A 25,732-nucleotide genomic window follows, 5' to 3' on the forward strand; every position below is an offset into this window, starting at 1 on the left:
TCACCGTCCACCGGAATCATGACACCCCAGATCTTGCGTGCAATGTTTGGGATCGCAAGTGTTGGCGATTGCACGTTGGGCGAGGACCCTAAGGTATTCCCAGTAAATGTTAAGTAGACCCACGCCCAAAATTACGAAGATGGTTACGCTTTGAACGGTTTCGCCGCTTGAGTCCTTGAAATACCTTTCAGGGTCCTTTTCAATTACGAAGTAAAGACCAACTAACGCAACTACACCGGTAAGGAATGCCCCGAGGGAGATGGGGCTGTTGCTGCCCAAGTCCATTGAGAGATTCGCAAGATCGTCATATGTGGAGATTGCGGTAAAGCCGACCGGAAGAAGCGAAATTACTGCTATAGCTCCAGTAACGGCGGTAGCCCCGAAAAACTCGGGTAGAGTTCTATTTTCAGGATGGGGTGCGTTTCGGTCGTTGAATTCATTTTGTATCGAAATTTTTTCAGGGGCGGGCAGTGGCTCCATAAGTCCATACCTTAATTTTTGATGTGTACTTTCTGGGGGGTTCTCATCTTAGAGTGCATAGTTGGTTTTGATCTACTTGCTCAACCTCAACCAAAGGTCGAATAAACAGGGGGATCAACCGGCGGTTGAGGGTTGCCCAGGTCAACTCGTGTGACGCAAGATCGTCCACGAGCAACCAGAGGCCGTTGGGGAAGACGAACCTCTCGTCTCGCACTCAGCCACCTTCATCCGACTAGTCACCGGAGCAGGTGGATTAAAGACCCGCTTAGTCACCGGGGCAGGAGTGTGCCGAACAAGCACTGCCGCAGCAGTGCAGCAAGCAGTGCAACGCACAGAAGGGTCCCCACCGATGACGACAACACTGGCTGCGCCCCGCGCGTGCCGTCCGACACGCAATCGACTCACGTGGACGCTCCACATTGAGGGGATGTTGGGGCGGGTGCGTGGGGTCGTCGAGAAGCAAATGCTCTTATTGCCCGAGGGTGAGCCGGGCGAGGTCTGGTTCACGCGCTGGCAGCGGCGGCCGGATCGCACGTACTCGTGCAGCGAAACGATCCGCGCCACGGAGGCGGAGATTGAGCCGTTTCGGCGCGCGATTGAGCGGTTGGCGGCGGAGGAGAACTTCGTGGCGAGGCTGACGCAGCGCTCGTACCATGGGGCGCATGTCTACTAAATATCGAGTACAAAATCCGAAGAACAACGAGATTGTCGCAACGTACGATTTCATTAGCGACGACGCCCTCGACACCGCCCTGACCACCGCAAACGACACGTTTAAGCAGTGGCGCGAGAAGTCGTTTGAGGAGCGTGCGGAGGTGCTGCGGAAGGTCGCGAAGCTTTTCGACGACAAACGCGACGAACTCACCCGCATCATCGCCGAAGAGATGGGCAAGCCGGTCGATCAGGGCGACGGTGAGATCGACGACGTAGTCGAGATTTTCAATTACTACGCCGACAACGGCGCCGAGTTCGGGGCTGACGATGAGATCCCGAACAAGCGTGGCGGCACGTCGATTATGCGCAAGGTTCCGTTCGGCGTGATCCTGGGCATCATGCCGTGGAATTACCCGTATTACCAGGTCGCGCGCTTCGCCGCGCCCGCGCTGATGGCCGGCAACGTCGTGCTGGTCAAGCACGCGGAGATCTGCCCGCGTTCGGCGGAGGCGATCCAGAAGATTTTCGACGAGGCCGGCGCGCCCAAGGGGCTGTTCACGAATCTGTACGCGAAGCATTCGCAAATCTCGCGCATTATTAACGACGACCGCGTCCAGGGCGTTTCCCTCACCGGCTCCGAGCGCGCCGGGCGTGCCATCGCCTCCCAGGCCGGTCAGGCACTGAAGAAGTGCGTGCTCGAGCTGGGCGGCACCGACGCCTACATCGTGCTCGACTCCACCGACATCCCCGCCGCGGCGAAGACCGCGTGGAACAAGCGCATCGGCAACACCGGCCAGGCCTGCACCTCCAACAAGCGCATGATCGTGATGGAGGACATTTACGACGAATTCGTCGACGAACTCGTCTCCCTCGCTTCCAAGTGCGAAGCGGGCGATCCGCTCAACCCGGAGAAGGGCCGTTACTACCCGCTGTCCTCGCGCGACGCCGCCGAAAACCTCGCCCAGCAGCTGAAGATCGCCGTCTCTGAAGGCGCGAACCTGCGCGTTGGCGGCGAGGTCACCGGCAAGGGCGCCTACATCACCCCGGCCGTGATCACCGACATCCCGGTCGGTTCCGACTCCTACTACGAGGAGTTCTTCGGCCCCGTTGCCGAGGTATACAAGGTGTCCTCTGAGGAGGAGGCCATCGAGGTGGCCAACAACTCCCGCTACGGCCTCGGCGGCGCCGTGATGTCCGAGGACGTCGAGCGCGCCAAGCGCGTTGCCGACAAGGTGGACACCGGCATGATCCACGTCAACATCCCGCAGGCCCGCGGCGCCGAACTGCCCTTCGGCGGTGTGAAGGCTTCCGGTCTGGGCCGCGAACTGGGCCCACTGGGCATGGACGAGTTTGTGAACAAGCAGCGCTTCTACATCGCCGGCTCCGACTCGGCGGTGTAAGGAAGCGCGCCCTAGTCGGCGTCGGTGTACTTGCCGTCGCCGAAGGGGTCGTGGATGCGATCCACCAGGTCAGCCACCGAGTCGAAGACGGCGGTGGGGCGGTAGGGGTAGCGGGCGATCTCGGCGTCGTCGCTAATGCCGGAGCGCACAAGTACGGTGCGCATGCCGGCTTCGAGGCCGGATTTCACGTCGGTGTCCATGCGGTCGCCGATCATGACCGTGTTTTCGGAGTGGGCGCCGATGTTGTTCAGCGCCGAGCGCATCATGACGGGGTTGGGTTTGCCCACGTAGTAGGGCTCCATGCCGGTCACGGCGGTGATCATGGCGGCGACGGAACCGGTTGCTGGAACGACGCCGCGCGGGCCAGGCCCGGTCAGGTCGGGGTTCGTCGCGATGAAGCGGGAGCCGCGCCGGATCAGGTTCGAGGCGGTGGTGAGCGCTTCGAAGGAGTAGGTGCGGGTTTCGCCGAGTACGACGAAGTCGGGGTCCGCGTCGGTAAGAATCCAGCCGATTTCGTGCAGGGCCGTGGTCAGGCCGGCCTCGCCGATGACGTACGCGGAGGCCTCACCGGCTTGCTGTGAGAGGAACTTCGCGGTCGCCGTCGCGGAGGTCCAGATCCGTTCCGGTTCGATGTCCAGGCCCATGCGCTGCAGTTTCGCGGAGAGGTCGCGCGGGGTTTGCATCGAGTTGTTGGTCAGCACCATGAACTCGATTTCCTCATCGCGCAGGGTGGAGATGAACTCCTTCGCGCCGGGAATGACGGAGCCCTCTTTGTGCAGCACGCCGTCCATGTCGGTCAGGTATGAAATCATTCGTGTTCCTCCAGGTAGTCGGCGAGTTCGCCGGCGGTGGGGTGGTCGGTGAGCACGGTGTCGTCGATACGCACGCCGAAGTTCTCTTCGATCCGCACGGCGAGTTCGATGCGGTCGAGGGAGGCGATGGCGGTGTCGTCGAAACGCGAGCTTTGCTTGACGACGACCCCCGTCACCTCCTCAACCAATCCCGCGAGACGAGCGAACGTGTCTGCCGGGGTTTCCTCCTCGAGTTGGAGGCCGCCGAGATCCAAGCGCTGCGAAAGTTCCATGCCGTTATGATAGGCCCATGCACCGCCTCGCAGTTCCGGCAGCAGCCGTTGTGATCACCAGCCTCGTCGCCCCCGTCGCCGGCGCCGCAACGATGGCGGAAACGTACAAGCCGTACTTCGCGCCGGAGACATCGCACGTGTACGGCCCGCCGGGCGACTACTACACCAACCCCGTTTACCTGGAGTTGAAGGACGTGCCGGAGGGGGCACGGTGGAGCCTGACCGGGGAGAACACGATCCGCCACCGCTTTCAGGTGGACAAGGTGGACGACAAACTCCGGGTCAACCTCAACCTGAATGGCGATACGCCGGTGCAGCGCGGCGAGAACACGCAGCAGATTCCGGTGCGGGTGCACTTTCCGGACAACTCGACGGACCTCTATTTCCCCGAGGTCACCTTAATCCCGGACCACGCGTTTCTGTACGATCCGGAATACGACTCCGCCGAGGCCGACCCCGGCCAAACCGTAACGCTCACCCCGACCAACGTCCGCCACCTGGACCTTCCTAACGACGCGACGTGGGAGGTCAAGGGCACCTACGACTCGGTTGACCAGAAGACCGGGGCGATTACCGTGACCCTGCCCAAGGACTCCTACGACAGCGCGAACCTTGACGTGACCGCCACGTTCGCCGACGGCTCGAAGCGTTCGACGACGGCGAGGGTGACGAATACGGGACGTGGGGTCGTCGAGAAGCAAACGCCCGCGCCTGCGCCTGCGGGATCGACACCGCTGCAAAAAGTCGCGCTGGTCTTCGGCATCCTCGCCGTCATCGTCGGCATCGGCTTCGCCGCCATGCCCTACCTGGGACAACTCGGATTATGATGCGCACCGGCACCCTTGACCGCGACGGCATCACCATCCACTACTACGACGTCGGCCCCCGCGACGCCGGCCTGACCGTCGTCTACGCACACGGCTTCAACATCGCCGCCGCCGAATACAAACTGCAGGTCGAAGCCATTTCCGGCGTGCGCCAAATCCTTGTCGACGTCCGCGGCCACGGCAAAACCGGCTACACCGACCCCAGTCTGCTCACCATCGACGCCGCCGCCGACGACATCGCCGCCGTCCTACGCCACCTCGGTATCGACGACCCCCTCATCACCGTCGGACACTCCCTCGGCGGTCCGATCTCCCTGTCCCTGATGCGCCGCCACCAGTTCAACTGGGTCGGATCCGTGCAAATCTCCAGCACCGTCGACCCCTTCACCGCCCGCGGCCTACCACGCCTCCTCGGTGGGGGATTCGGCCGGTCGCTCGGGTGGTTTGTGGATAGGCTGCCGCACGCCGCCGAAGGCATCCGACGCCTGGTCACCGACATGATCGCCCCGATCCTCGCACGCTGGTTCTACTTCCGGCCCGTGCCGTGGTCCCTGATCACATTCCACGCCCGCATGATCAAAGCCACGCCGCTCGCCACCTATCGAGGCTTCTTCGACGACCTCCAAACCCACTCCGAACGCGGCGCCGCCGCCGTCCTGGCCACCATCCCCGGCTACATCCTCGTCGGCGACCGCGACAACGTCGCCCCCGTCAGCCAATCCGCCGAACTCGCCGCGATCTGGCCGGGCGCCTACTTCCAAATCCTGCCCGAGTCAGGGCACATGCCGCCTCTCGACGCCCCCGGCGCCGTCACCGCCGCCATCGAGCGCGTCATCGCCCTGGCGCGAGGGTAGGGCAGGCGCGACCGCGCCTGCGACAGCCACCAGCCGCCGAGGTTTCTGACACATTCCGGCAGAATCTGTCAGCGCCGGGAATCGTCGCAGGTCAGCGGGTTTTGAGGTGGGCGCCGATGTGAAGTCTGTCAGGAGCATCTGCTCCTGGCCAAAATAATTCCCGGGTCCGCGCCGATTTGTGGAACTATTTTGGCTCCGCGCGGCTCACAAAATCGGCGACCTGGGGAAACGCAGCCGCGGAGAGTTCCAAAACCGAAGAAAGTTCCCGGCCGGGGAACTATTTTCGGAAAGGGTGGCAGGCGGAAAGACGAGCCACCTCACACAACGAAAACCGCCCCAGCCAATGAAAACAGGCCGGGGCGGTGGAGGTCAGAGAACTACTCGGCGGCGTTCTCCGGGCCCTCGTCGTCGGAGTCGAGGGTCGGCTTCGCGGCGGTCGGATCGTCGATCTTCAGATCCTTTGCAGCCTTCGCCACAACATCGCGATCGATCTTGCCTTCGTTGGCCAGGCCCATCAGGGCGGCGACGGCCATGGACTCGGCGTCGATGTTGAAGAAGCGGCGGGCGGCTTCGCGGGTGTCGGCGAAACCGAAGCCGTCGGCACCAAGCACGATGTACTGGCCCGGGACGTAGGCGCGAATCTGCTCCTGCAGGTCGGAAGCGAAATCGGAGGTCGCGATGTACGGGCCTTCGGTCTGCTTGAGCTGCTTGGTCGCAAATGCCTCTTCAACCTCTTCGCCCGGGTTGCGGAGCTGCTCGGCAGCCTTGCGCTGACCCTCACGGGCGAGTTCGGTCCAGGAGGTGACGGAGTAGATCGCGGCGCCGACGTTGTACTTCTCCTGCAGGATCTCCTGGGCGCGCAGTGCCTGCTGCATACCCACGCCGGAGGCGAGCAGGGAGACCTTGTGTTCGAGGTCCTTGCCTTCGTCGTAAAGGTAGATGCCCTTGTGCAGGCCCTCAACGTCGAGGTTGTCCGGGCGTGCCGGCTGGTGGTGCGGCTGGTTGTAGACGGTGATGTAGTACATCACGTCCTCGTCCTTGTCCGCGCCCTGGCCGTACATGCGCTCGATGCCCTTGGAGATGATGTACGGCATCTCGTAGGCGAACGCCGGGTCGTACGGGATGACGGCCGGGTTGGTGGATGCCAGGATCGGGGAGTGGCCGTCCATGTGCTGCAGGCCCTCTCCGAAGAGGGTGGTGCGGCCGGCGGTTGCGCCGACGATGAAGCCGCGGCCCATCTGGTCGCCGGCGGCCCAGAAGTTGTCGCCGGTGCGCTGGAAGCCGAACATCGAGTAGAAGATGTACATCGGGATCATCGGCTCGCCGTGGGTGGCGTACGACGTTGCTGCTGCGATGAAGGATGCGGAGGAGCCGTCCTCGTTGATGCCTTCGTGCAGGATCTGGCCATCGGTGGACTCGCGGTAGGACAGCTGCAGGTCGTGGTCGACCGGCACGTAGTTCTGGCCGTGCGGGTTGTAGATTTTCTGGGTCGGGAACCAGGAGTCGAGGCCGAAGGTACGGGCCTCGTCCGGGATGATCGGGACGATGCGCTTGCCGATCTCCTTGTCGCGCATGATCGCCTTGAACGTGCGCACGAGCGCCATGGTGGAGGCGACTTCCTGCTTGCCGGAGTCCTTGAACAGGGCCTTGAAGGTCTTTTCAAAGTCAGGCTGCTCGAGTGGGGTGTACTGCTCCCGACGCTCCGGCAGGTAGCCGCCGAGTTCCTCGCGGCGTGCCTTGAGGTACTTGATCTCCTCGGCGTCCTCGCCCGGGTGGTAGTACGGCGGCAGGTACGGATCCTTTTCCAGTTCTTCGTCGGAAATCGGGATCTGCTGCTTGTCGCGGAAGAGCTTCAGGTCTTCCAGGGCCAGCTTCTTCATCTGGTGGGTTGCGTTGCGGCCCTCGAAGTTGTGGCCGAGGCCGTAGCCCTTGACGGTGTGGGCGAGGATGACGGTCGGCTTGCCCTTGGTCTCCAAGGCGCGCTTGTAGGCGGCGTAGACCTTGCGGTAGTCGTGGCCGCCGCGGCGCAGGTTCCAGATCTCTTCGTCGGTCATGTCTTCGACGAGCTTCTTGGTGCGCTCGTCGCGGCCGAAGAAGTGTTCGCGGACGTAGGCGCCGTCGTTGGCCTTGAAGGTCTGGTAGTCGCCGTCCTTGGTGGTGTTCATGATGTGGACGAGTGCGCCGTCCTCATCCTTTTCCAGCAGTTCGTCCCACTCGCGGCCCCAGACGACCTTGATGACGTTCCAGCCGGCACCGACGAAGAAGCTCTCCAGTTCTTGGATGATTTGGCCGTTGCCGCGCACTGGGCCGTCGAGACGCTGCAGGTTGCAGTTGATCACGAAGGTGAGGTTGTCCAGACCGTAGAGGGAAGCCATCTGGATGAGGCCGCGGGATTCGGGCTCGTCCATTTCGCCGTCGCCAAGGAATGCCCAGACGTGCTGCTGGTCGGTGTCCTTGATGCCGCGGTCCTGCAGGTACTTGTTAAAGCGTGCCTGGTAGATGGCGTTCATTGGGCCAAGGCCCATGGACACGGTTGGGAACTCCCAGAAGCCCGGCATGCCGTGCGGGTGCGGGTAGGACGGCAGGCCGCCCTGCTTGCGGGAGTGTTCCTGGCGGAAGCCGTCCAGGTCGTCTTCGGAAAGGCGGCCTTCGAGGAAGGCGCGGGCGTACATGCCTGGGGAGGCGTGGCCCTGGAAGAAGATCTGGTCGCCGCCCTGTGGTGCGTCCTTGCCCTTGAAGAAGTGGTTGAAGCCAACTTCGTAGAGGGCTGCCGCGGAGGCGTAGGTGGAGATGTGGCCGCCGACGCCGATGCCCGGGCGCTGTGCGCGGTGCACCATGACGGCGGCGTTCCAGCGCATCCAGCGGCGGTAGCGCTTCTCAATTTTCTCGTCGCCAGGGAATTCTGGCTCGAGTTTGGTTGGGATGGTGTTCACCAGGTCGGTGGAGGACAGCGCCGGCAGCGGTACGCGCTTGGCGTTGGCGCGCTCAATGAGGCGAAGCATGAGGTAGCGGGCGCGCTCCGGGTCGGACTCCTCGAGCAGGCCGTCGAGGGAGTCCATCCACTCTTGGGTTTCCTCCGGGTCCGCGTCATGCAGGTAGGAAGCTACGCCTTCGCGCAGCGACAGGATATTCGTATCGACGTCGTTTGCGTTCTTCACGCGACCATCGATCATCTCGGTGTCCTTTTCGGCCACTTCAACCTCCTGGGTTCATCGGGGCAATACACCGACAAGGATACGTTCTTTTGGTCGCTAGTTCTTACATCGGATGGCTTTTGGTGAGACTAATTGTTGGTTTGTCGCCATTGAGCACGGTGGGGCGGTATGCTGTCGTGCATTCGTACAACTACAACTGGAGGATTTAGACACTTGAGTGCCACAGGAGTGGACACCTACGCCGACCGTTTTGGGGTTGGCCCCGACCTTGTCGTTCAGGAGATCGGCTGGGGCGAGGATGCGGATTCGTCCATCTCGGAAGCCATCGAGGATGCCATCGGAGCAATGCTTCTTGACGACGACACCCTCGAACCCTGCGACCTCGTCCTCCTTTGGTTCCGTGAAGGCGACGGTGACCTTGTCGATGAACTCGTCGATGCCACCCGCAACCTCGGCTCCGGTGGCCGCATCTGGCTGATGACGCCCGGCGCCGGCTTCCCGGGTGTTGTCGCACCGGGCCTGATCGCAGAGTCTGCCCAGTTGGCCGGTCTGCTGCAGACCAAGGCCGACCGCTTCGGTGACTGGCAGGGCTCCTGCCTCGCCGCCTCGAAACGGTAGTTTTTGGCGCTTAGCCTGCAGGTTTTCCTTTTCCGGTCGTGCTTTGGTAGTGTTACCGGGCAGCGCGCCGTTAGCTCAGCTGGAAGAGCAACTGGTTTACACCCAGTAGGTCGGCGGTTCGAGCCCGTCATGGCGCACCAGGTCAAGGCCCCTCTTCGGAGGGGCCTTTTCGTAGCTTGGTGTGAGTCCGCAGGCTGGGGTGGGTTAAGGCTCAAAATGGGGTTAAGGCTCAAAAAGTGTGTCTGCTATCGGCGTGACATTCTCATTAATGCTCTGCCGTTCATTGGGCGAAAGAATATGTTACCGTCATCTCACAAGGCGTCTTAAGTGAGCAAGAGCTCACAGGACATCTCGACAGAGCAAGCTCTCGCAGAATATTCTTAGAAAGAGGTTAGGAATGCGCCTACTCTTTAGAAGGGCATTGGCAGTTGCACTTTCGGTATCGGCGCTAGGAATCTCCTCCCCTACGACGGTAACGGCAAAGCCAATTGACGTCGCCGAGGCGCAGATGTTATTTGCCGAGGATTCGAACCTCACCGTGGCTGAAGAGGCATCTTTTAGGGCGATGGACAGGTATGTTGATTTTGAACATGCACGGTTTGATTATCGAGCAGCTCAGTCGGATCCAGACGTGGATTCTGGTGTACTGAATGAGTTCTCAGGAACTCTTCTTGCGCAAGGCTGGAATGTTGACGCGGACGAATCAGACCTAGCGATTCTTGAACGCGAAGCGGATGCTATCGAACCGGCTATTCAGTTTTACGATGCATGTCAAGGACGGAATGGGTTCCAAAAGCTACCACCCGGTGTCTTGCTAAATAGCTGCGCGGCATCTGCACTCCAGAATGCGTACGCCGCTGGCGCTGGTGTTGCCGCGTTAGCTGCGTTAATTACTGCAGAAACAGGTGTAGGCGGGGTTCTTGCTGGCGCTATTGCTGGAGTCTTAGCGGCGGAATCTGGCATTTTAGGCATCTGCGGTTCGTGGAATCGAGGAATTAGACTTTTCCCTGGTGGAATTTGTTGGTCACAGTAGGTATAAATGCGCTTGCTACGTGTTGTCATCGGTATCATTATCGCTATAGGTGTTATCCTGAGTATTATTCAGGTAGCACTTTCTGCGTGGTCTAATCCGATTTTGTCCGTAGGTCCCATTTTATCGATTACAGGTGCTCTAGCGGGCATTTTGTACGTAGTCTTGGTGAGATACCGTAAACGAGACAGAGGCTAGTATATTCAAATTCTTGCTTCCTGCGTGAGCCGCTACTCTATAACTACTATTTGAGCGTTAAGGGTCAAAAAGGGTGTCTAGCTCGGCGTGTCGCGAGGGTTAGATGTGGCCTTTTTGGATGCCGATTGAGTGGGTGTAGTTGGTGTCGATAGCGCCCTCGTAGAAGGCTGGTCGTCGAAGTTTCGTGGTCGGCTTGGTTCTCGTTTCGGGTCAGGGGGATACTTTGGCCAGTTAGTCCTGACCCCAGTTGGGCTGCCCGGCGATCTCAACGGGGTCGTCAGGCAGTTCCGTTTTTAGGTAGAGCCACCAATCCAACATGCGGCGTTGATGTTCCCGGATCTTCCCCGGTGGGTGCGGGCCAGCAGTTTCAACTGGGCGTTGATTCCGCCTTCCGGCTGTTTGGTGGCTTTGATCCGGCTGGCGTCGAGCACACCGTCGGGTGGGGCGAGGTAGACCAACAGTAAGTTGCCCCGCCATAGGTGGTTGAGGCTGTTGTAGGCCTTGCGGGTGCGTTCATGAGTCCATGACCAGGCGCGTTGCCGTGTCGCCGGGTCGGTTGTGAACGTTTTCTGGTTCATCCAGTCACGGTAGATAGTGCCGTATTCGTGCAGTTGCGCACCCCACGCGGCCGCCTCGTCAAGATCGGTGATCTTCGTGAGGTTGAGCGCGATCTGGTAAATCGCTCGTCCTGCATCGGTGCGGGGACGTGCGGTGGTGTGCCGGCGCACCACGCGTTGGGCGTGGACGAGGCAGCGCTGCACTTTCGTTGTGGGCCAGCATGCCTTGATTGCGCTGGCAGCGCCTTGGCCGCCGTCAATGACAGGGATCAGGGGCGCGGGGATACGTTCGAGCAGTCGTTGGTAGTCGCGGGTGGTTTCACGTGTGCACCAGTGCCAAGCGATGACGTGATCCAAGGTGGCAGCAACAATCAAGCATCCGCCGGCGGTGTAGGTGCCGTCAAGAAAGACCTGGTCGTAGACCCAGCCTTCGTGCCCGATCGTGGGATCGGGGACATCAACTAGCCAGAAGTGTTCAAACCGGTGTTGCAGCGTACGCGGATGACATCCTGCTCCGGCGGCAGCGGTTTCCAAGCTCGCACCGGTTGTGAGGTGGGTGATAAATGCTGCGAAGGCAGCGGAGTTGGTGATATCGGGGAGCTGCTTGGTGGTGGAAGCGCCGCACATTTTGCACCGTCACCGGCTGCGGTTGGCGGAGGTCTTACCGTTGCGTTTCATTTCCCCACCGCATTGGCAGCGTGGTCTGTTCTTCGGCATTGATCAAGCCAACACCAGCCCCTACCACACACTGCTGTCACCCCCCGGTTTTTCGTCACCATGGCGCGGATATAAGCCCCAGGAGCATATACTTTCAGGAAAACTCCCGATCATCTCAAACAAATCGACGAATCCAGACACACATTTTGTCGCTTAACCCGAACCGGTACCTAGAGCGATCGGTTCTCGATGGCGGCGAGGATGCCCAGTTCGAACGCCGGGGTGTTGCCGTCGAACTCCACGTCTGCGACGTCCCATTCGGAGAACTGCACCCGAGCGGAGCCGGTGGTGGCGGTGGGGGAGTCGGGGACGATGGAGATGTCGTGGAGAGAGTGGTCAAGCGCGGCGCAGGCTAAGCCGGCGCGGGCTGGCAAAGTACCGCCGTCGGACAGGGCGAAAAGGGGCTGGCCTTCGGGGTCGGTGAGAAGCGACAAGGTTGCGAAGGGGCGGTTGGCGAAGGCGACGGCGTGGTCGAAGGCGGCGTCTTCAATATCGGCTGGTTCGACGCCCGGGGCAGGGACGACGCCGGCGTCGGCGAGGGTGCGGAGGACGGAATCGAGCGACATCAAAACCCCTTCAGAGACCATGGGACAGAGTTAGCGTTCTTGTTCCTTATCGTAAGCCTTGGCCCACGGGTTGGTGCGGGAAGAACCGTAGCGCTGGCGGGAACGCGTAGGAGCCGCAGTCGGGGTCTGAGCGGACGGCGCCGGGGCGGTTTCTTCGCCGGGGACAGGGGAAGGCTCGGGGCCGCTGCCGGACACGGTGTCGTCGTTAAGCAGTTGCTTCTGTTCCTCTGCGTAGCGGCGGCGTTCGCGGCTTTCGGAGAACAGGAAGTAGAGCAGGGCGCCGGGGGCGGCGACGCCGAACAGGATCCACTGGAGGCCGTAGGAAAGGTGGTTGCCGGTTTCGAGTTGGGGCAGGGGGATGGCGGTGAGGGTGCCGGGTTGGTCTGAGAGTAGTTGGAGGTACGGCTCGACCATGACCGCCCCCGCGTCGACTCCGGTCAGCTCCCCAACCTGGGTGGGGTTGATGGAGTGGACCATGTCGAAGCCCTGGTCGTGGATGGGCGCGGTCGGGTGGGTCGCTTCGGCGGCGCGCAGCATGCCAGTGATGGTGACGTCGCCGGTAGGAGCCGCGTCGATGTCCGGCACACCGGTGGAGCCTTCGGCGGGGACCCAGCCGCGGTTGACAAGGATGGTGCGGCCGTCGTCAAGCGTGAACGGCGTGAGCACCTGGAACGCAGGGGTGCGGTCGACGGAACGCAGGCGAAGCAACACGTCGTTGCCCGTGTAGTGGCCGGTGGCGACCACACGTGACCATTCGTCGGCGGGTGCGAGCGTGGTGCCGGGCAGGCGGTCCACCAGCGGTTCCGGGTCGCGGTCGAACGCGGCGGAGATGTGTTCGTTGCGTTCGACTAACTGTTCGTTCTTGCCGAGTTGCCAGGGCGCGAGGAACGTGAAGGCAAAGTAGGAGAAAATGCCGACGACGATCGCCGCGATGATCCAGCCGGGGTTGAGCAGTTGGCGCCACCACGGCTTTTGGGAGGACTTGTTGGCATTCACGCCCACTTAGCCTAGCTGATCGCGCACCCAGCGGATAATGCCGTCGGCGGCGGCTTCGATCTGCTCGCGCACCACGGTGAAGCCCTCGGGCCCGCCGTAGTACGGGTCGGCAACGCCAGCGCCCTCAGGTGCGGCGGGGTCGAAGGAGCGCAGCAGACGGACCTTGTCTTCGGGCACGCCGCGCACGACCAACTCCGACACGTGGTTGGTGTCCAGCGCGACGATCAGGTCGGCTTGCTCCTGCTCGTAGCCAAACTGTTGGGCGCGGTGGGCTTCGCCGTCGTAGCCGTGGTTGGCCAGTTCGCGCCGGGCGCGTTCGTCGGCTTTGTGGCCGACGTGCCAGTTGCCGATGCCTGACGACGACACGCGCACCGCATCGCCCAGTCCCGCGTCCTCCAACTTGGAGCGCACGATGACCTCGGCCATCGGGGAGCGGCAGATGTTGCCGGTGCAGACGAAATCAATATGCAGCACGGATGATCCTTTCCAACTCGCGTGCGTCCGATGCTACGTAGGTCGCCTCGTCCCATTCGGGTGCGGCACCGTAACCCCAGGTCACGGCAACACTCGGGATGTCAAAGGTGGCGGCGCCGGTGAAGTCGTGGGTGCGATCCCCAATCATCAGGGGACGTTTTGGCGCGACGTTGTCCAGCACGTACCGGATCACGTCGGCCTTCTTGGCGCGTACGCCGTCGTTAGATGCAGCGCCCAAAAAGTCGATGTGTTCGAGCATCCCTGCGCGCTCGAGGGCGGCTCGCGCGAAGCGTTCGCTTTTCGACGTCGCCGTGCACACCCCAAAACCTTCCCCCTTCAACCTGGCCAGCAGGTCGGCCATGCCGTCGAAAACCTCGAAGCGTTGCCAGCCTTCGGTGGACATGTAGGCGGAGTAGGCCTGCATGGCTTGTTCGACCTGGTCAGGCGACATGCCGAGCGCGCGCATCGATTCCGGCATCGGTGTCCCGGGGATGCGTTTGATGAACTCCTCGTCCGGTTTATCCCAGCCCACGGCCTCTAATCCGAGGAGGAATCCGTGGCGGATGCCGGGGAATGAGTCGATGAGGGTGCCGTCGACGTCGAAAAGCAATGTGGTGTTCACACCTCACCACTGTTCCAAATTTGTAGGCTGGCTGCCATGACTGCTGTGACTGTGCAAGACGTTGTTGATGCCCTCGAGGCTGCCTACCCGCCGGCGCTGGCGGAAAGTTGGGACCAAGTTGGCCTGGTCTGCGGCGACCCGGATGCTGAGGTGACCAAGGTTGCGTTCGCGTTGGATTGCACGCTGGAGGTCGCCGAACGGGCCGTGGCGCAGAGTGCGCAACTGTTGGTTGTGCACCATCCGTTGCTGCTGCGTGGTGTGCATTCAGTGGCGGCGAATACCCCGAAGGGCAAGGTCATTCACACGTTGCTGGCTGGCGGCTGCGCGCTGTTCGCTGCGCACACGAACGCCGATTCGGCGCGCCCGGGTGTGTCGGACAAACTCGCCGAACTCGTCGGCATCCCTCCCGGCCGTCCGATCAAGCCAGTGCTTCTTAACGCCACCGACCGCTGGGGCGTCCACGTCCCACCCGCGGATGCCGACGCGTTGAAGCGCGCCCTGTTCGATGCCGGCGCGGGCGAGATTGGAAACTACCGCGAGTGCGCCTTCACCACTGAGGGCACCGGCGAGTTCACCCCGGTCGAGGGCGCCGACCCGACCGACGGCACCGTCGGCGAGCACTTCACCGCCGAGGAGATGCGTGTGGAGTTCGTGGCGCCGGCGAGGCTGCGGCGTGGGCTCGTCGATACGCTACGCGCGAACCACCCTTACGAGGAGCCGGCGTTCGACATCGTCCAGATCGAGCACACCGGGGATTTGTCCACGGCCACCGGGCTGGGGCGCGTGGGCGAGTTGCCGGAGCCGATGACGCTGCGCGAGTTCACCCAGCAGGTGGCCAACGCGCTGCCGGAAACCGCGTGGGGCGTGCGCGCCGCCGGCGATCCGGACCAGATAGTGCGCAAGGTCGCGGTGTCGTCTGGCTCCGGCGACTCGTTCCTTTCGGATGTGTCCAAACTCGGTGTGGACGTGTATGTCACCTCCGATCTGCGCCATCACCCGGTCGACGAGCACCTGCGCGCCGGTGGGCCTGCCGTGATCGATACCGCCCACTGGGCCAGCGAGTTTCCCTGGACCGAGCAGGCAGAGAGTATCGTGGCCCCTCTAGGCGTGGACACCGAGATCCTGCACATCCGCACGGATCCCTGGACCGTGTCCGCGCACCCCGCGAACTAAAGGAGTACCGATGCACCTATCCCAAGACCTGCAACCCGTCCTCCTGGAGCTCGCGCTCGCCGACGCCGCCAAGGGCCAGACGCGCGTTCGTCCCGAAGTCCAAGAGCTACAGAAGCTTCTCGACGAACGCACGCGCATGACCGAGGCTTCCGCCTCCGCCCAACTGGCCGTGGATGACATGGAACTAGAAATCCTGCGCATCCAGGAAGACGAGCGGAAACTGAAGAAGCGCGAACTCGACGACAAGCGCCAGCTCAGTGCAGAGACCGACCCGGAGCGTCGCAAGGACCTGGAGCACGACCGCTACGCCGCGAAGTCGCGCATCGCGGACCTGCTCTACGAACTCAAGGAAGCCCACAACGAGATCGCTGCGCTGCGCAACAACCGCGACATTCACGCCGCCCGCGTCGATGAACTCAACCGCAAGGTCGAGGCCGCCCAGCGCGCCGTCGATGCGTTGCCGGAAGAAGAAGCGGTGGACACCGACGCGCTGCGTTCCCGCCTGCCGGAGGACGTGCTGAAGGCGTACGACGACATCGGCGCCGCCAAGTTCAACGGCCGCGCCTGCGGCGGCTGCTTCATCCAACTCCCGCCGTCCGAGCGCGCCGAAGTACTCGCCGAGCCGGAGGACACCCTGCCGGCCTGTCCGAACTGCGGCACCCTGCTGGTGCGCGTGAACCCGGCCACCGACGAGGTGTAAATGCAGGTCAAGATGTACTGCGACGGCGGCTCCCGCGGAAACCCGGGGGTCGCCGGATCCGGCTCCGTGGTCTACGACGCCGACGGCGAAACCCTCGGTGAGATCGCGTATGTGGTGGGCAAAAAGTCCACCAACAACGTCGCCGAATACTACGGACTGATCCGCGGGCTGGAGGCGTGCCGCGAGGTCGGCGCCACGCGGGTGGATGTATTCATGGACTCCAAGCTCGTTGTCGAGCAAATGACCGGCCGGTGGAAAATCAAACACCCGGACATGCAACAACTCGCCCGGGAAGCCCGCGACCTCGCCTCCTCCTTTGAGAAGGTCACCTACACCTGGGTTCCGCGCGCCAAGAACAAGAAGGCCGACGAGTTGTCCAACGTGGCCATGGACGCGGCCGCGCGTGGCGACAAGCCGGGGATTGTGAAGGGCACCGGCGTGTGGGGCGGCGGTGGCAAGGCTTCGGCCCAAGAGGAGAAGCCGGCGGAGGGGCCGGTCGTCGAAAAGAAAAAGCGCGATGCCGCTGGCCACTGGGCTGGAAACTCCGAACCGCGAACGCGGTTCATTCTGCTGCGGCACGGGCAGACGCAACACTCGGCTGAGATGCGTTTTTCCGGCGTTTCCAACCCGGACCTCACTGATACTGGCCGCGAACAGGCGAAGCGTGCCGCCGAGGCGCTGCGCACGTTCGGGCGCATCGACGCCATCGTTGCCTCCCCGCAAGCGCGCGCTCAGCAAACCGCGCAGTTCGCCGCCGAGGTGCTTGGCCTTGAAGTTCGTACTGACGAGGGCTTCCGCGAGCTCGACTTCGGCGACTACGAGGGCCTGACCCGCGACGAGGCGATTGCGAAGGGGGAGGAGACGTATGCGACGTGGCAGGAATCGCCAAACAACGCGCCCCCTGCCGGTGAGTCGCTGACAGCCTTCCACCGCCGCGTCACCCGCGCCCGACTGAAAATTCAGGAGCGCTACGAGGGCCAGAACGTGCTGGTGGTGACCCACATGACCCCGATCAAATCCATGGTCCGCCAGGCTCTCGGCGCGAACGCCGAACTGTTCAAGCACCTGTTTTTGGATCTTGCCAGCATCTCTGTCGTGGACTACTTCGGTGAATTCGGTGTGGTTCGCTGTGTCAACGACGTCGCCCACCACCGCGGGTAGAGGAGACTGGGGCTACGGACTGGGGGGCGACCGCGGCGGCCACCAACACCGCCGCAAAACCACACGAAATGGCGCCGGCAGTCCAACGTTCGGGGGTGTGTTGGGGGTGTGGCGCTATTGACCTGACGCTCAGCTGCAGTTTAGGTTGTTCTGCACATGGTGCAAACGTTTGCACACATCACTAGCACCCAACACGATCCGGACACACACGGAGGGACCCATGGCAGCACGGGCCACGTTGCGCGAGGTTGCGCTCGACGCGGGCGTGTCGCCGTCCACGGTGTCGCGGGCGCTGGCGGGAAACCCGGCGATCTCGAAACAAACGCGGGACCGGGTGTTTCATTCGGCGGCGAAGTTGAATTACGTGCCGAATTTGCAGGCGAGGGGGTTGCGCTCGGCAGCGTCGACCGCGGTGGGGCTAACCATCCCGAGCCTGGTCAATCCGTTCTTCGCGCAGATGGCGGCGTCGATTCAGCAGGCAGCGGACACCGATGGGTTTTCGGTGATGATCGCCACCACCAACGAGGACGCCGGCCAACTCGACGCCGCGTTGCAGACCTTTAGCGGCCAGCAGCTGGCCGGGGCGATCATCGTGCCGTCGATGCACAGCGCGCCGATGGTGCAGTCGCTGCTGGATCGGGGCCAGAAGATTGTGCAGGTGGATCGGGTGCTGCCGGGGCTGGAGGTGCCGTCGGTGATTACGGACGCGCGACCTTCCATCCGCAAGGCCGTCCAGCACCTCAAGGACAACGGGCATACGCAGATCGGCTATATCGCGGGCCCGTCGAGTACGTCGACGGGGCTGCAGCGCCTGGAAGGCTTCCACGACGCCATCCGCGACACCCCAGAGACGAACGGTCTGATCTTCCGCGGCGGCTACAGCAGCGCGGAGGGCTTCGCGGGTGCCGCGGACCTGCTCAAGCGTGGCGCGTCGGCGATTATCGCGGGGGATTCCATGATGACGGTCGGGGCGCTGCAGTACGTGCTGGACCACAAGATCGGTCTGGGCGAGGACCTCGCGCTGGTTGGGTTTGATGACCAGCCGGCGTTTCAGATGCAGCCCGTTCCGTTGACGGTGATTGAGCAGCATGTGGAGGACGTCGGCAGACGTGCGTGGGAGAAGATCGCCGCGCTGATCCGCGGGGAGCCGACCTCGCAGCACGAGGTGTTACCCACCACATTGACTATCCGAGAATCCAGCAATTTCAACTTCACTTCAAGGAGGTGCAGCAGATGACCACAGCGGTAAAACCCCTGATCCGGTTGGACGGCATTTCGAAGTCATTCGGGCCGATCAACGTGATTGATAACGTCTCGCTCGCCGTCGAGCCGGGTCGCGTGCTTGCGCTGCTCGGCGAGAACGGCGCGGGTAAATCGACGCTGATCAAGATGATGTCGGGCGTGTATCAGCCCACCTCGGGGCGCATTCTTATCGACGATAAACCGGTCACCCTGCCCGACACCAAGGCCGCAGAAGCGCACGGTATTGCCACGATCCACCAGGAGTTAAACCTGGTGCCGACGCTGTCGGTGGCAGAAAACATCACGCTCGGGCGCACGCCGCGCCGGATGGGGTTGGTGAACTTCAAGGAGATGCGCCGCATCGCCGCTGAAGCCATCGACCGCATCGGCCTGAAGGTGGACCTGGACACGCCGGTCGGCGAGCTCGGTATTGCGCGCCAGCAGTTGGTTGAGATCGCGAAGGCACTGTCCATGGATGCGCGTGTGCTGATTCTCGACGAGCCCACCGCGGCCCTTACCGGCCACGAGGTCGACCAGTTGTTCATGGTGGTCGACGACTTGAAGGCCAACGGGGTGGGCATGGTGTTTATCTCGCACCACCTGGACGAGATCGCCCGTATCGCCGACAGTGTGGCGGTGCTTCGCGACGGCAACTTCGTCGCCGAGGTCCCCGCCACCACCCCAGAGGCGGAACTCGTGCGCTACATGGTCGGCCGCGACATTGAGGACCAGTACCCGAAGGTGGATAAAGAGATCGGCAAACCGCTGCTGACCGTGGAAAACCTCACCACGGAAGGCAAGTTTAAGGACGTCTCCTTCGAGCTCCGTGCCGGCGAGGTTGTCGGCCTGGCAGGCCTTGTGGGAGCGGGCCGCACCGAGGTCGTGCGCGCCATCGCGGGTGCCGACCACGTCGATTCCGGCACCGTTTCCATCAACGGCGAACAACTCCCGTCCGGCTCCGTCGCTCAGGCGATCAAGCGCGGCATCGGCCACGTGCCGGAGGACCGCAAGGCGCAAGGCCTCGTGCTTGGGGCCACGGTGGGGGAGAATATTGGGCTGGCCACGTTGCGGTCGTCGTCACGTGCGGGGATTGCGGATGTGCGTGGTCAGCGTAAGCGTGCGGATGACGTCGCCAAGCAATTGCGCGTGCGCATGGCCGGCATCGACCAGGAGATCCGCAACCTGTCCGGCGGCAACCAGCAAAAGGCCGTGTTCGGTCGTTGGGTGCTGGCGGGCTCGAACATTTTGCTTCTCGACGAACCCACGCGCGGTGTCGACGTCGGCGCCAAAGTGGAGATCTACAACATCATCAACGACATCACCCAGGCCGGCGGCGCGGTGCTCATGGTGTCCTCGGAACTGCCTGAGGTTATTGGCATGTCGGATCGCATCCTGGTGATGTCCGGCGGCCGCATCGCAGGCGAACTGCCCGCGGGTGCCACCCAGGACGAGATTATGGCGCTGGCGGTGTCCCACGTCGAAGACCACGTCGAACCACTTACAGAAACGCCGCTTACAGAAACGGAGGCCCGCGCATGACGGGAACGACTACGGATGAGCGCTTGAGTACTCGCCAGCGCGTCATCAACTGGATCATGAACAACGGCGCGCTCGTCGGCCTGATCGTGCTGTGCATCGCGCTGTTCATCGCCACCCCGCACTTCCTCACGGTGAACAACCTGATCAACGTGGGCGTGCAGGCCGCCACCGTGGCGATTTTGGCGTTCGGCATGACGTTCGTCATCGTCACCTCGGGCATTGACTTGTCGGTCGGCGCGGTGGCGGCACTCAGTGCCATGGTCTCGGCCCACTTCTTCGTCGAGGCAGGCTGGCCCGGTTGGATCACGCTGATTGCGGGCCTGCTCACCGGTTTCGCGGCAGGTGCGGTCAGCGGTATCGCCACCGCCTACGGCAAACTCCCGGCGTTTATTTCCACCCTGGCCATGATGTCCATTGCCCGTGGCGCGACCTTGGTGATCTCCCAGGGCTCGCCGATGGCTACTGCCGACGAGGTGAACTGGCTTGGCTCCAATGCCGGCAAGTTCCCCATCCCGATTCTGATGATGCTGTTGGCCGGCGTGCTGTGCTGGTTCATCCTCTCGCGCACCGTGCTGGGCCGTTCCATGTACGCAATCGGTGGCAACGAGGAGGCCGCGCGCCTATCCGGCATTCCGGTTAAGCGGGTGCTCGTCGCTGTGTACGCGCTCAGCGGACTGTTCGCCGCGCTTGCCGGTTTGGTCATGGCTGGCCGCCTGTCGTCGGCGCAGCCGCAGGCCGGTGTGGGCTACGAACTCGACGCGATCGCCGCCGTGGTCATCGGTGGCGCGTCGCTGGCCGGCGGCACCGGTAAGGCCACCGGCACGCTCGTCGGCGCGATCCTGCTCGCCGTGATCCGCAACGGCCTGAACCTGCTGAACGTCAGCTCGTTCTGGCAGCAGATTGTCATCGGCGTGGTCATCGCAGCAGCCGTCGGCTTCGACGTGCTGCGCAAAAAGACCACCGTTTAACCCCTGAACAAGACCCCCTGTTCACAACTTCAAGGAGTACCCGAAATGTCTTTCGCTCGTAAGGCCACCGCCATCGTTGCTGCTGCGGCGATGACCCTGTCCCTGTCCGCTTGCAACCGTGACTCCGCCGACGAGGGCGCGGTCACCCTGGCGCTGTCCACCCAGACCAACCCGTTCTTCGTCCAGCTTCGCGACGGCGCCCAGGAGAAGGCCGACGAACTCGGCATCGCCCTGAACGTCCAGGATGCTTCCGATGACGCTGCGACCCAGATCGACCAGCTCAACAATGCGATCACCTCCGGCACCGACGCCGTGATCGTCAACCCGACCGACTCCGACGCCGTCGTCCCGGCCGTTGAGGCCCTGAACAACGCCAGCATCCCGGTCATCGCCGTGGACCGCTCCTCCAACGGCGGCGACGTTGCTTCCTTCATCTCTTCCGACAACGTCGCCGGCGGCAAGCAGGCAGCCGACGAGCTGGCCAAGGCCATCGGCGAAGAAGGCGAGATCCTGATCCTGCAGGGCATCGCCGGTTCCTCTGCCTCCCGCGACCGCGGCAAGGGCTTCAAGGAGGGCATTGCCAACTACCCGAACATCAAGGTTGTCGGCGAGCAGACCGCTAACTTCGACCGCACCGAAGGCCTGAACGTGGCCACCAACCTGCTGCAGGCGTACCCGAACGTGAAGGCCATCTTCGCGGAGAACGACGAGATGGCTCTCGGCGCTATCGAGGCGCTTGGTGATCGTGCCGGTAAAGATGTGAAGGTCATTGGTTTCGACGGCACCATCGACGGGCTCAAGGCAGTCACCGACGGCCGCATGCACGCCACCATCGCTCAGCAGCCGGGTGAGCTCGGCGCCCGGGCGGTTGAGGAGGCAGCGAAGCTGCTTCGCGACGAAGACGCCACCGCCATCGTCCCGGTCGACGTTGTCACCGTGACCAAGGAAAACGTAGGCGACTTCGAGTAATGCGCAAGACAGGCATTCTCAACGCCCAACTGGCCCGCGCGATCAACGGCCTCGGCCACACCGACACGTTCGCCGTGGCGGACTGCGGCCTGCCCATCCCCGCCGGGGTAGAGGTCGTGGACCTCGCGCTGGTCTTCGGCGTGCCCCGCTTTGCCGATGTCGTCGAAGCGATTCTGGATGAGGTTGTGGTGGAAGGTGCGGTCGTCGCTACGCAAGCGCCCGATGAGGTCGCATTACTTTGCGACGACCCCACCCGCGTCGACCACGAACACCTCAAACAGGCCCTTGCGGACTGCAAGTTCGTGGTCCGCACGGGGGAGACGACCCCGTACGCCAACATCATCTTCCGCAGCGGGGTCCCGTTCTAACCCGGCGTGTTTGTGGCGGTTCCGCTCTCACGCCCTAAAGGCGTATGCTTTAGACCGCGAATGAGCCGGCCGGGCGGCCGCGGCGGCGCGAACCACCTCAGCATTGAGGCAGGCGCACGTCGAGGAAAGTCCGGACTCCACACGGCACGGTGGTTGCTAACAGCAACCCGGAGCGATCCGCGGGAAAGTGCAACAGAGAGTAGACCGCCCCGCCTTGTGCGGGGTAAGGGTGAAAGGGTGCGGTAAGAGCGCACCGGCATGCGTGGCAACACGTGTGGCCAGGTAAACCCCACCGGGAGCAAGGCAAGAACCCCTGCGCGTGCGCAGAGGTCGTCGGATGTGATGAGGCTGCCCGCCCAGTCCGAAGGTAGCTGCTTGAGGCACCCAGCGATGGGTGACCCAGATGGATGGTCGCCACTCCGCTTGCGGGGGACAGAATCCGGCTCATAGGCCGACTCATTCGCCCACTTCGTGGCACGATGGCGTTTTATGAAGCTCTACGCCGCACCCCTGAACTTCCGCGCCATTGCGCGCGAATTCGACGTGCCCACCGACTTTGCGCCATCGTTGCACGCAGAGGCCTCGGAGTTGGTGGACCGTTTCGCAGATGTGCGTATCGACGCCCGCGATATCCCCTTTGTCACCATCGACCCGGCCGGCTCTAAAGATTTGGACCAGGCCGTGTTCGTGGAGCAGCGTGCCGGTGGCGGGTACCGGGTGCGGTATGCGATTGCGGACGTGGCGGCGTTCGTGGACAGTGACTCCGCTGTGCACGAGGAGTCGCTGCAGCGCGGCCAGACGATCTATCTGCCCGACGAGCCGGCACGCCTGCACCCGGAGGAAGTCTCCGAAGGGTCGGCGTCGCTGCTGCCGGACGCGGATAGGCCCGCCGTGCTGTGGACCTTCGACCTGGACGGGGAAGGGGAGGTCGACTCGGCCCACGTCGAGCGCGCACTCGTCCACTCGGTGGCGCGTTTGGACTACGAGGGCGTGCACGCCTCCCTGGAGGATGGCTCAATACACCCCTCGATTGCGCTGTTGCCGGAGGTTGGCCGGTTGCGTCAGCAGTCGTCGCTACGCAGGCACGCGATCAACCTGCGTGTGCCGTCCGTGCGCGTGGCCCGCGACGGAGACGCCTACGAACTCGCCATTGAGCCGCGCCACCCGATCATGGACTACAACTCGGAGATCTCCCTGCTCACCGGCATGGTCGCAGGACAGATGATGGTGGACGCCGGGGTGGGCTTCCTGCGCACCCTCCAGCCGGCGTCTGCGGAAAGTGAAGCCGAGTTTCGCCGCGAGGCACGCAACCTCGGCTTCGACGTCACCGGCGACATCGGTGAGTTCCTTGCCGGCGTGGACGCGGACACCCCGCACGGCATGGCCGTCATGCGCGAAGCCCAGAAACTCCTGCGCGGCTCCGGCTACGTTGACCTGTCCGAGGACGTTCCCGAGGTCCACGCCGGGATCGGTGGCTACTACGCCCACGTTACGGCGCCGCTGCGCAGGCTTATCGACCGCTTCGCCACCGAAGTCTGCCTTGCCATCTGCGCCGGCACACCCGTGCCGGAGTGGGTCACCCGCGACGCCGGACGCATGCTGAAAACCATGGGCCGCTCCTCGCAGCTCGCCAACACGGTGGAAAAAGCCTGCCTGCATCTGACCGAAGCGACGGTGCTCGAGCCGTGGGTGGGCCACAACTTCGACGGTGTGACGCTCAAATCTGGCGAGGAGCAGTCCCGCGTGTTCATCGTCGACCCGCCAGTGCTCGCACCCTCCGCCGGTGCGCCCGAGGAAGGCGTATCCACGAAGTTCTCACTCGTCCACGCCGACATCGACGCCCGCGAGGTCGGCTTCGCCTGGCCCGCGGACTAGCGCTGGACTAGCGCTTACACCTCGAGGCGGGCGACCTCACCCGGGATGATCTCCACGACCTCGAGGTCCTTCGCCATGGTGGCGGCGAACGTGTCGGCGTCTTGCACCGGCACGAACGCGATCACCGCGTCGGAGGTGCCCGTGGCGGCTGGGCGGGCAGCGACGGCACCACGCTCGCGCGCCAGGGCGACCAGCGCGTCCGGGGTGGTCAGGTCGTGGGCCTCGGACGGGGAGTTCAGCAGCGTGAACAGCTCGTTGGCGCGCCGGGAGCGCAGCGCCTTGGCGGCGGCGAGGGAGCGAAGCGTTTCGGTTTCGCAGAACTGCACCCACTGGCGGGCGACGTCGGGATCGGGTGCGGTCTCGTCGCCAACGGAGCGGCGTGCCTCGACCCACTGGACGACGCGGTTGGTGGCGTCGGGCAGTTGGCGAAGGGATTCGACGCCGAAGTTGGAGCAGGCGGCGTCGATAAACTCGCGGCGGTGCGCAATCGCCTTAGTCTGCACGTCGTACGGCTTGCCCAATTCCTTGGCCAGGGAGAACACGCGCACGCCGTGGCGGGCGGGGTGGGGCGCTTCGGTCAGTGACCCGTCGGCGTAGTCGAGAACACTTACGCCTGTGCCACCGCCACGCAGGGCCACGGAGTGGCGAGCGCGCAGCACCGCCAGCGATGAGTAGGTGGCTACGGCGTGCGAGCAGATCTCCGCGAGCCGGGTGCGGAAGGGTGCGGTATCGATGTCGCCGTGACCGCCCGCCAACGCCAGCGCGATCGCGGCGTCGGCGGCGTACAGTGAGCCAAGACCGGCACCGAGCGGCACGTCGGACTCCACCGTAATGTCCAGGCCTGCAGTGTCGCGGGAGAGAACCTGGCGTTGGATCAGCGACTGCACCAGCCCAGTCCAGCGTCGTGCGAGCGGGTCCTCAATCTCGTCCTCGTGCAGCGCGGCCAGGGTTGTTTTGGCGGTGAAGTCGCCGAAGGGGCCGCGGGCGGTCAGGGCGATGGTGTCGTCGTCACGCGGGCTCGCCGCCGCAGCCGCACGTAGCGACGCCGTCCCAGCCAACGTCACGCCACCAAAGTGGTCAACGTTCTCGCCGATCAACACCCACGTCGCCGGTGCGGACGCCACATGTCCGTCACCTGGGTGAGCTGCGCGGACGCGCTGGGCGGGGGAAGTTTTGGGGGTTTGAAATGCTGCCATTACACGCTCCTTAACGGCCACCACACTACCAACCGTCTCGGTAGGGTAGGGGCGGTAAAAGCAACGAACATAAAGGAGCAGATCATGGCTGACGAGCAGTACTACTACAACCCGTCTACCGGCGAGGTCACCCAGGGCAAGGAAGCCTCCTGGGATAACCGCATGGGCCCGTACGCCACGCGCGAGGAAGCTGAAAACGCCCTGGCGATTGCAGCGCAGCGCAACAAAGCAGCGGATGCCGCCGACGAAGCCGACGATGACTGGGGCGAGACCCCTTCTTGGGAGAAGTAAGCCCCGTGCCCAGCCGGT

The 25,732-nt window shown here is 63.3% G+C and carries 25 protein-coding genes, 1 tRNA gene, 1 other RNA gene and 1 pseudogene; 18 read left to right on the forward strand and 10 right to left on the reverse strand.

The features are described 5' to 3' along the window. Entirely contained in the window at positions 1–480 is a 480-nt protein-coding gene (locus HMPREF3145_RS04810; RefSeq protein WP_070422120.1) for a hypothetical protein, read from the reverse strand. A gap of 463 nt (positions 481–943) precedes the next feature. Between HMPREF3145_RS04810 and HMPREF3145_RS04815 the strand changes: the two genes are divergently transcribed. Both HMPREF3145_RS04815 and HMPREF3145_RS04820 read left to right on the forward strand, forming a co-directional pair. After that, positions 944–1,153, forward strand: coding sequence for a hypothetical protein (locus HMPREF3145_RS04815; RefSeq protein WP_141739398.1), 210 nt, complete (start codon positions 944–946; stop codon positions 1,151–1,153). Next, the gene (locus HMPREF3145_RS04820) at positions 1,143–2,534 is read left to right on the forward strand and encodes an NAD-dependent succinate-semialdehyde dehydrogenase (protein WP_070422370.1); all 1,392 of its coding nucleotides are present in this window, start codon (positions 1,143–1,145) and stop codon (positions 2,532–2,534) included. Before HMPREF3145_RS04815 ends, HMPREF3145_RS04820 begins: the two co-directional genes overlap by 11 nt. Before the next feature lie 11 nt (positions 2,535–2,545). On the opposite strand, the gene HMPREF3145_RS04825 is transcribed toward HMPREF3145_RS04820, so the two are convergent. Together HMPREF3145_RS04825 and HMPREF3145_RS04830 are read right to left on the reverse strand one after the other, a co-directional pair. After that, positions 2,546–3,346 carry an HAD-IIA family hydrolase gene (locus HMPREF3145_RS04825; RefSeq protein WP_070422122.1) on the reverse strand — a complete coding sequence of 267 codons (801 nt, stop codon included), beginning with the start codon at positions 3,344–3,346 and terminating at the stop codon, positions 2,546–2,548. Then, positions 3,343–3,618: an acyl carrier protein gene (locus HMPREF3145_RS04830; RefSeq protein WP_070422123.1), complete on the reverse strand. Its 276-nt coding sequence runs from the start codon at positions 3,616–3,618 to the stop codon at positions 3,343–3,345. The genes HMPREF3145_RS04825 and HMPREF3145_RS04830 overlap by 4 nt, the downstream gene beginning before the upstream one ends. A gap of 17 nt (positions 3,619–3,635) precedes the next feature. On the opposite strand from HMPREF3145_RS04830, the gene HMPREF3145_RS04835 reads away from it, so the two are divergent. Continuing rightward, complete coding sequence (locus HMPREF3145_RS04835) at positions 3,636–4,445, forward strand: YPDG domain-containing protein (protein ID WP_070422124.1); 810 nt, start codon at positions 3,636–3,638, stop codon at positions 4,443–4,445. Further along, the gene (locus HMPREF3145_RS04840) at positions 4,442–5,299 is read left to right on the forward strand and encodes an alpha/beta fold hydrolase (RefSeq protein WP_083279393.1); all 858 of its coding nucleotides are present in this window, start codon (positions 4,442–4,444) and stop codon (positions 5,297–5,299) included. Before HMPREF3145_RS04835 ends, HMPREF3145_RS04840 begins: the two co-directional genes overlap by 4 nt. 377 nt (positions 5,300–5,676) lie before the next feature. Here the strand turns inward: HMPREF3145_RS04840 and aceE are convergent, their stop codons facing one another. Further along, complete coding sequence (gene aceE / locus HMPREF3145_RS04845; RefSeq protein WP_070422371.1) at positions 5,677–8,472, reverse strand: pyruvate dehydrogenase (acetyl-transferring), homodimeric type; 2,796 nt, start codon at positions 8,470–8,472, stop codon at positions 5,677–5,679. 150 nt (positions 8,473–8,622) lie between these two features. Between aceE and HMPREF3145_RS04850 the strand changes: the two genes are divergently transcribed. The 3 genes from HMPREF3145_RS04850 (at position 8,623) to HMPREF3145_RS11665 (ending at position 10,105) form a co-directional block, all read left to right on the forward strand. Continuing rightward, complete coding sequence (locus HMPREF3145_RS04850) at positions 8,623–9,072, forward strand: DUF3052 domain-containing protein (protein ID WP_070422126.1); 450 nt, start codon at positions 8,623–8,625, stop codon at positions 9,070–9,072. Positions 9,073–9,136: 64 nt separating this feature from the next. Then, a tRNA-Val gene (locus HMPREF3145_RS04855) sits at positions 9,137–9,212 on the forward strand. Between the two features lie 281 nt (positions 9,213–9,493). Then, positions 9,494–10,105, forward strand: a complete 612-nt coding sequence (locus tag HMPREF3145_RS11665) for a hypothetical protein (RefSeq protein WP_141740818.1) — start codon at positions 9,494–9,496, stop codon at positions 10,103–10,105. A 294-nt stretch (positions 10,106–10,399) separates the two neighbouring features. On the opposite strand, the pseudogene HMPREF3145_RS04860 reads toward HMPREF3145_RS11665, so the two are convergent. The 5 genes and pseudogenes from HMPREF3145_RS04860 to HMPREF3145_RS04880 all read right to left on the reverse strand — a co-directional run bounded on the left by HMPREF3145_RS04860 (position 10,400) and on the right by HMPREF3145_RS04880 (position 14,232). After that, positions 10,400–11,484: pseudogene (locus HMPREF3145_RS04860) on the reverse strand (IS1249 family transposase). 260 nt (positions 11,485–11,744) lie between these two features. Further along, positions 11,745–12,140 (reverse strand): hypothetical protein, encoded by a 396-nt coding sequence (locus HMPREF3145_RS04865; protein ID WP_141740819.1) that lies wholly within the window; start codon positions 12,138–12,140, stop codon positions 11,745–11,747. A gap of 30 nt (positions 12,141–12,170) precedes the next feature. Further along, positions 12,171–13,136 carry an SURF1 family cytochrome oxidase biogenesis protein gene (locus HMPREF3145_RS04870; RefSeq protein ID WP_224213669.1) on the reverse strand — a complete coding sequence of 322 codons (966 nt, stop codon included), beginning with the start codon at positions 13,134–13,136 and terminating at the stop codon, positions 12,171–12,173. Between the two features lie 6 nt (positions 13,137–13,142). Then, positions 13,143–13,610: a low molecular weight protein-tyrosine-phosphatase gene (locus HMPREF3145_RS04875; protein ID WP_070422128.1), complete on the reverse strand. Its 468-nt coding sequence runs from the start codon at positions 13,608–13,610 to the stop codon at positions 13,143–13,145. After that, complete coding sequence (locus HMPREF3145_RS04880; RefSeq protein WP_070422129.1) at positions 13,597–14,232, reverse strand: HAD hydrolase-like protein; 636 nt, start codon at positions 14,230–14,232, stop codon at positions 13,597–13,599. Before HMPREF3145_RS04880 ends, HMPREF3145_RS04875 begins: the two co-directional genes overlap by 14 nt. A gap of 36 nt (positions 14,233–14,268) precedes the next feature. Here HMPREF3145_RS04880 and HMPREF3145_RS04885 point away from each other — a divergent pair, with 36 nt between their 5' ends. The 10 genes from HMPREF3145_RS04885 to HMPREF3145_RS04930 all read left to right on the forward strand — a co-directional run bounded on the left by HMPREF3145_RS04885 (position 14,269) and on the right by HMPREF3145_RS04930 (position 24,227). Beyond that, positions 14,269–15,405 carry a Nif3-like dinuclear metal center hexameric protein gene (locus tag HMPREF3145_RS04885; RefSeq protein ID WP_070422130.1) on the forward strand — a complete coding sequence of 379 codons (1,137 nt, stop codon included), beginning with the start codon at positions 14,269–14,271 and terminating at the stop codon, positions 15,403–15,405. 10 nt (positions 15,406–15,415) lie between these two features. Further along, positions 15,416–16,105 (forward strand): zinc ribbon domain-containing protein, encoded by a 690-nt coding sequence (locus HMPREF3145_RS04890; protein WP_070422131.1) that lies wholly within the window; start codon positions 15,416–15,418, stop codon positions 16,103–16,105. Further along, complete coding sequence (locus HMPREF3145_RS04895; RefSeq protein ID WP_070422132.1) at positions 16,106–17,266, forward strand: bifunctional RNase H/acid phosphatase; 1,161 nt, start codon at positions 16,106–16,108, stop codon at positions 17,264–17,266. A 220-nt stretch (positions 17,267–17,486) separates the two neighbouring features. After that, positions 17,487–18,503 (forward strand): LacI family DNA-binding transcriptional regulator, encoded by a 1,017-nt coding sequence (locus HMPREF3145_RS04900; protein ID WP_070422133.1) that lies wholly within the window; start codon positions 17,487–17,489, stop codon positions 18,501–18,503. Next, positions 18,500–20,047 carry a sugar ABC transporter ATP-binding protein gene (locus tag HMPREF3145_RS04905; protein WP_070422134.1) on the forward strand — a complete coding sequence of 516 codons (1,548 nt, stop codon included), beginning with the start codon at positions 18,500–18,502 and terminating at the stop codon, positions 20,045–20,047. Before HMPREF3145_RS04900 ends, HMPREF3145_RS04905 begins: the two co-directional genes overlap by 4 nt. Continuing rightward, entirely contained in the window at positions 20,044–21,015 is a 972-nt protein-coding gene (locus tag HMPREF3145_RS04910) for an ABC transporter permease (RefSeq protein ID WP_070422135.1), read from the forward strand. The genes HMPREF3145_RS04905 and HMPREF3145_RS04910 overlap by 4 nt, the downstream gene beginning before the upstream one ends. A 45-nt stretch (positions 21,016–21,060) precedes the next feature. Further along, the gene (locus tag HMPREF3145_RS04915) at positions 21,061–21,984 is read left to right on the forward strand and encodes a D-ribose ABC transporter substrate-binding protein (RefSeq protein ID WP_070422136.1); all 924 of its coding nucleotides are present in this window, start codon (positions 21,061–21,063) and stop codon (positions 21,982–21,984) included. Next, entirely contained in the window at positions 21,984–22,352 is a 369-nt protein-coding gene (locus tag HMPREF3145_RS04920) for an RbsD/FucU domain-containing protein (protein ID WP_070422137.1), read from the forward strand. Before HMPREF3145_RS04915 ends, HMPREF3145_RS04920 begins: the two co-directional genes overlap by 1 nt. A gap of 61 nt (positions 22,353–22,413) precedes the next feature. Then, positions 22,414–22,815, forward strand: an RNA gene (rnpB, locus tag HMPREF3145_RS04925) — RNase P RNA component class A. 26 nt (positions 22,816–22,841) lie between these two features. After that, a complete protein-coding gene (locus tag HMPREF3145_RS04930) occupies positions 22,842–24,227 on the forward strand; it encodes an RNB domain-containing ribonuclease (RefSeq protein ID WP_070422138.1) in 1,386 nt (461 codons plus the stop codon). A gap of 14 nt (positions 24,228–24,241) precedes the next feature. Here HMPREF3145_RS04930 and HMPREF3145_RS04935 read toward each other — a convergent pair whose 3' ends face one another. After that, positions 24,242–25,423, reverse strand: coding sequence for a galactokinase family protein (locus tag HMPREF3145_RS04935; RefSeq protein WP_070422139.1), 1,182 nt, complete (start codon positions 25,421–25,423; stop codon positions 24,242–24,244). Between the two features lie 84 nt (positions 25,424–25,507). Between HMPREF3145_RS04935 and HMPREF3145_RS04940 the strand changes: the two genes are divergently transcribed. Beyond that, complete coding sequence (locus HMPREF3145_RS04940) at positions 25,508–25,714, forward strand: hypothetical protein (RefSeq protein WP_070422140.1); 207 nt, start codon at positions 25,508–25,510, stop codon at positions 25,712–25,714. Positions 25,715–25,732 lie beyond the last annotated feature (18 nt).

The organism is Corynebacterium sp. HMSC05C01 (assembly GCF_001807155.1).
In the GTDB taxonomy this organism is placed as follows: Bacteria; Actinomycetota; Actinomycetes; order Mycobacteriales; family Mycobacteriaceae; genus Corynebacterium; species Corynebacterium coyleae.

What these genes read in the sequence shown, in the direction of transcription:
- HMPREF3145_RS04810 (WP_070422120.1), bottom strand. Translation starts at nt 480, where the DNA reads ATGGAGCCACTGCCCGCCCCTGAAAAAATTTCGATACAAAATGAATTC.
- HMPREF3145_RS04815 (WP_141739398.1), top strand. Translation starts at nt 944, where the DNA reads ATGCTCTTATTGCCCGAGGGTGAGCCGGGCGAGGTCTGGTTCACGCGC.
- HMPREF3145_RS04820 (WP_070422370.1), top strand. Translation starts at nt 1,143, where the DNA reads ATGTCTACTAAATATCGAGTACAAAATCCGAAGAACAACGAGATTGTC.
- HMPREF3145_RS04825 (WP_070422122.1), bottom strand. Translation starts at nt 3,346, where the DNA reads ATGATTTCATACCTGACCGACATGGACGGCGTGCTGCACAAAGAGGGC.
- HMPREF3145_RS04830 (WP_070422123.1), bottom strand. Translation starts at nt 3,618, where the DNA reads ATGGAACTTTCGCAGCGCTTGGATCTCGGCGGCCTCCAACTCGAGGAG.
- HMPREF3145_RS04835 (WP_070422124.1), top strand. Translation starts at nt 3,636, where the DNA reads ATGCACCGCCTCGCAGTTCCGGCAGCAGCCGTTGTGATCACCAGCCTC.
- HMPREF3145_RS04840 (WP_083279393.1), top strand. Translation starts at nt 4,442, where the DNA reads ATGATGCGCACCGGCACCCTTGACCGCGACGGCATCACCATCCACTAC.
- aceE (WP_070422371.1), bottom strand. Translation starts at nt 8,472, where the DNA reads ATGATCGATGGTCGCGTGAAGAACGCAAACGACGTCGATACGAATATC.
- HMPREF3145_RS04850 (WP_070422126.1), top strand. Translation starts at nt 8,623, where the DNA reads ATGCTGTCGTGCATTCGTACAACTACAACTGGAGGATTTAGACACTTG.
- HMPREF3145_RS04865 (WP_141740819.1), bottom strand. Translation starts at nt 12,140, where the DNA reads ATGTCGCTCGATTCCGTCCTCCGCACCCTCGCCGACGCCGGCGTCGTC.
- HMPREF3145_RS04885 (WP_070422130.1), top strand. Translation starts at nt 14,269, where the DNA reads ATGACTGCTGTGACTGTGCAAGACGTTGTTGATGCCCTCGAGGCTGCC.
- HMPREF3145_RS04890 (WP_070422131.1), top strand. Translation starts at nt 15,416, where the DNA reads ATGCACCTATCCCAAGACCTGCAACCCGTCCTCCTGGAGCTCGCGCTC.
- HMPREF3145_RS04895 (WP_070422132.1), top strand. Translation starts at nt 16,106, where the DNA reads ATGCAGGTCAAGATGTACTGCGACGGCGGCTCCCGCGGAAACCCGGGG.
- HMPREF3145_RS04900 (WP_070422133.1), top strand. Translation starts at nt 17,487, where the DNA reads ATGGCAGCACGGGCCACGTTGCGCGAGGTTGCGCTCGACGCGGGCGTG.
- HMPREF3145_RS04905 (WP_070422134.1), top strand. Translation starts at nt 18,500, where the DNA reads ATGACCACAGCGGTAAAACCCCTGATCCGGTTGGACGGCATTTCGAAG.
- HMPREF3145_RS04910 (WP_070422135.1), top strand. Translation starts at nt 20,044, where the DNA reads ATGACGGGAACGACTACGGATGAGCGCTTGAGTACTCGCCAGCGCGTC.
- HMPREF3145_RS04915 (WP_070422136.1), top strand. Translation starts at nt 21,061, where the DNA reads ATGTCTTTCGCTCGTAAGGCCACCGCCATCGTTGCTGCTGCGGCGATG.
- HMPREF3145_RS04920 (WP_070422137.1), top strand. Translation starts at nt 21,984, where the DNA reads ATGCGCAAGACAGGCATTCTCAACGCCCAACTGGCCCGCGCGATCAAC.
- HMPREF3145_RS04930 (WP_070422138.1), top strand. Translation starts at nt 22,842, where the DNA reads ATGAAGCTCTACGCCGCACCCCTGAACTTCCGCGCCATTGCGCGCGAA.
- HMPREF3145_RS04935 (WP_070422139.1), bottom strand. Translation starts at nt 25,423, where the DNA reads ATGGCAGCATTTCAAACCCCCAAAACTTCCCCCGCCCAGCGCGTCCGC.
- HMPREF3145_RS04940 (WP_070422140.1), top strand. Translation starts at nt 25,508, where the DNA reads ATGGCTGACGAGCAGTACTACTACAACCCGTCTACCGGCGAGGTCACC.